The following is a 3569-nucleotide window of genomic DNA, read 5'->3' as shown; positions in this document are numbered from 1 at the left end:
GATCATCCTGAGTTTTAATCTGACTGGCTATTTGATCTACCAGTTTTTCGTTGATTTCAACGCTCATTGTTATTCTCCATTTTGGAGTATTAACGACAAGCGTTTACACAATTTAAATTACATTCCCAAAATATCCCCAGAGATTGGTCTGATCAACATTCCAGACAGTTTGCCAGTTCAGGATGGTATCATAGCCAAAATCCGAAAAATGCTTCTGATTGGATTACCTGCTATCCGTGTGGTTTTGGTGCCCGAATCAATAACAACAGCCTTGAGGCAGTCAATGAAAACCACGATACACAAGGTAGTACTGCGAACTGTACCCAGCGCTTGGCCAGAGCAAGAAAAGTAACTCAATCCCTTCCAACAGGAACTTATATTCCAAGTACTATTCCGGGTGCTCATTATGCCAGTGGGGTGCATCCGACTCCATTAGCAGGATCAACCCCTAGAGCTGCTGTCAATATAACCAGCCATAGTTTTTCTCCCGTACACAGCTCTCAAGTCCTTCAACACCCAACACTTCGCCAAAGCCCCGCCATATTAACTGCCGATGCACTCAATACGTTTGGCCCTCAACTTGAAGACATGGGATTCCCTTTAGAAAACATCCAAAAAGCAATTAACGATGAAATACGCCAGAAAGGTAGAGTTGACGGTATCATGTCCTTAATTAATCGCTTAGATATCGTGAGGTCTGAACAGTTAGCCCAACAGCGATCAAATTGGTATACCAGCTGAAAAATAAATGTGGAAATTCTTAGAAATAGCAAGCAGTGAAGCCATTACTACCTGTCTGATGGACTTGAAATTTAATTGCCAGAGTTACCATCGGAAAGGTTCTGGCAATTAAATTTCACTGGAATGTGCTATTTGATGAAATGCTGACGATAAAAGCGAAGCTCATCAATAGACTCACGGATATCTTCCAGTGCAAGGTGAGTACCTTTTTTGGAAAACTGGGTCAGTAATTCCGGTTTCCAGCGACGAGCCAGTTCCTTCAGAGTACTGACATCAATATTCCGGTAGTGAAAGTAATCGTTCAGTTCTGACATATAACGCCAGAGGAAACGGCGATCCTGACCAATGGAATTACCACACATTGGGGAAATACCCTGGTCAACGTGTTTGCGGAGAAAATCCAAAGTGATCTGTTCAGCCTGCCGTTCACTGATGGTGCTGGCTCTTACCCGGTCAGTCAGGCCTGTAGCGCCATGAGTGTTTACACACCACTCATTCATGGCATCCAGAACTTCATTGCTCTGATGAACAGCAAGAACCGGGCCTTCTTCCAGAATATTTAACTGGCCATCGGTAACAATTGTCGCGATCTCAAGAATCCGATCATTTACTGGATCCAGACCCGTCATTTCCAAGTCGATCCATATGAGGTTATCCGATTTAGCCATCCAACACCCAGTAGTCACAGTTTAAAATTTGGACTGTTCGCTAATTGCCTGTAATTCAGGAAAAAACCAACTTATTCAATATATTATAGACGTCTGCACATCCCTGCCCCTTTTGCTGAAAAAAGATGGATCAATTTGAGGGCAGATAACGAATGAGCTGACATAATAAGTCTACTTCATTCATAATTGCAGCGAAATCAGCTCAACACAAATTTATGATTCTTTCAAACCTTACATTTCAGGCACCATGAGTAAGCGCAAACTAACGCGCAGACAAAGCTGGCGCATTGAAAAAATTCAAGAAGAACGCAAAGCCCGCGCCCAAAAGCGTGAGGATAAGATTACCCAGGAACTTCAGGATGATTCGCTGGGGTCTGAGCAACCAGGGCTAATTATTGCCCACTATGGTGCTCAGCTGGATATTGAACCCATTGGCAAACCCGGTGAGACCTATCGCTGCCACCTGAGGACCAATCTGCCACCTCTGGTTACCGGAGACCGTATTGTCTGGAGAGCTTCCAGGAAAGGCGGTATTGGGGTTGTAGTGGCACTTGAAGACCGTGACAGCCTGTTATCCAGACCGGATATGCGTGGGCAGTTAAAGCCGGTTGCCGCCAATATTGACTACATTGTTCTAGTCATCGCTCCAGTTCCAATTCCTCATCCGAATCTGATTGACCGTTATCTGGTTGCTGCGGAAACCGTCGGTATTGAGCCAGTAATCCTGCTAAATAAAACCGATTTGCTGGAAGATGAAGCGAGCCGTCAGATTCTTGACGATATGCTGATTAGCTATGAGCGCATTGGATACCGGGTACTTAAAGCATCCACCCGGACGGAAGATGGGCTCAATGAGCTCAAGAGCCTTCTGAATGAACATACCAGTGTTTTCGTAGGCCAGAGCGGTGTCGGCAAGTCTTCCCTGGTCAATACCCTTCTGCCTGGTGTTGATACCAAGGTAGGCCCGCTGTCTGAAAGCACCGGTAAAGGCACCCATACCACTACGGCAGCGAGACTTTTCCACTTCCCAGCCGGTGGTACGCTGATCGACTCCCCGGGGATTCGGGAGTTCGGGCTCTGGCATATGGAGCCGGAGGATGTACTGCACGGTTTTAAGGAGTTTCGCCCGTTTATTGGACACTGCAAGTTCAGGGACTGCAGTCATGAACAGGAGCCAGGCTGCGCTATTCGCAAAGCCCTTCTGAACGGCGATATTCTTCAGGAAAGAATGGACAGCTATCAGAACATCCTGAATTCTCTGGAAAAAGCCTAGGGTCTGTTGACGTTTCGTTGAGTACTCAGCGTATCAGGGTGTTCCTCTGACGAGGAGTGGCATTGCAGGAATACCCTAAAGGGCATAAAGGCCAGTTGCCTTTCAAAATGCCACAACGAAGAAATAGGGGTACCTGATGCGCCCAAGGGGTGGTCCAGAAAAGCACCCTCTGCTTTGTCAGACTTGTTTGATGTAGAATAACTACACGCTACACAAGTCTTTCGCGCATATGGCGCTTTTCTGGACCACTGAGCTCGCAACGAAACGTCAACAGACCCTAGGTGGCGTTCTCAATCAGCAACGGTAGAGTGTTCCGGTTCTATAAATGAATTTCCATGGTATCCCGAAGATTTGATCTGCCTTAAGGGGTATTCCAATAAAAATTCAGGGTTGTCATGAAAGTCTTCGTTGGCGGGATCATCACCGAAACTAATACATTCTCCCCCGTCCCTACCGGTTTTGATGACTATGTCATTGTGCGGCCAGATTCCTCAGACTCTGCGCTGGAAAGCAAGACTCTCACCCATCTGCAAAATCTTATTCAGCAGAAAGGACTGACTTTCTACCCTTCCTTTATTGCGATAGCCGAACCCGGTGGCATAACAACCAGAAGTGCTTACGAGCAGCTACACGAAATGCTTCTGGAAGAGTTGAAACAGCTTCTGCCCGTAGATCTGATACCAATTGAATTTTCTAACTACTGTATAACTGCCCAATCACGGGAGCACAGACTGAACAGTCGACCAGCTTCGCTGCAAAGGTTATTCCAAGCTTCACAGCAACAATCTACAATATTTTCATAACCTGAAAATGCTTTGTTTGATAAGTCATGCTCCCGCATCCACTCCCATAGCCTTTCTGAGCTGTTTAACTCCGGTGCGAATGGT

General features: G+C 46.2%; 4 protein-coding genes and 2 pseudogenes. 4 read left to right on the top strand and 2 right to left on the bottom strand.

From position 1 onward, the window contains the following. Both AK963_RS36040 and AK963_RS32615 read left to right on the top strand, forming a co-directional pair. Window positions 1–352: hypothetical protein (locus tag AK963_RS36040; protein WP_238593861.1), on the top strand; the 352-nt coding region annotated here is incomplete at its 5' end. Continuing rightward, window positions 331–741, top strand: coding sequence for a hypothetical protein (locus tag AK963_RS32615; RefSeq protein WP_139117695.1), 411 nt, complete (start codon window positions 331–333; stop codon window positions 739–741). The genes AK963_RS36040 and AK963_RS32615, both read left to right, overlap by 22 nt. A 128-nt stretch (window positions 742–869) precedes the next feature. Here AK963_RS32615 and orn read toward each other — a convergent pair whose 3' ends face one another. Further along, window positions 870–1409 (bottom strand): oligoribonuclease, encoded by a 540-nt coding sequence (gene orn, locus AK963_RS26895; protein ID WP_066018420.1) that lies wholly within the window; start codon window positions 1407–1409, stop codon window positions 870–872. Window positions 1410–1656: 247 nt separating this feature from the next. On the opposite strand from orn, the gene rsgA reads away from it, so the two are divergent. Further along, complete coding sequence (gene rsgA, locus AK963_RS26890) at window positions 1657–2682, top strand: small ribosomal subunit biogenesis GTPase RsgA (RefSeq protein ID WP_066018419.1); 1026 nt, start codon at window positions 1657–1659, stop codon at window positions 2680–2682. Window positions 2683–3077: 395 nt separating this feature from the next. Beyond that, window positions 3078–3350: pseudogene (locus AK963_RS36935) on the top strand (M81 family metallopeptidase); the annotation flags it as partial. A gap of 29 nt (window positions 3351–3379) precedes the next feature. Here AK963_RS36935 and AK963_RS36035 read toward each other — a convergent pair. Further along, window positions 3380–3569, bottom strand: a pseudogene (locus AK963_RS36035) (IS630 family transposase); the annotation flags it as partial.

This window comes from Endozoicomonas atrinae, from assembly GCF_001647025.1.
GTDB lineage: Bacteria > Pseudomonadota > Gammaproteobacteria > Pseudomonadales > Endozoicomonadaceae > Endozoicomonas > Endozoicomonas atrinae.
The sequence above is the reverse complement of the archived record's forward strand: the minus strand, read 5'-3'. Positions and strand labels throughout refer to the sequence as shown.

What these genes read in the sequence shown, in the direction of transcription:
- orn (WP_066018420.1), bottom strand. Translation starts at nt 1,409, where the DNA reads ATGGCTAAATCGGATAACCTCATATGGATCGACTTGGAAATGACGGGT.
- rsgA (WP_066018419.1), top strand. Translation starts at nt 1,657, where the DNA reads ATGAGTAAGCGCAAACTAACGCGCAGACAAAGCTGGCGCATTGAAAAA.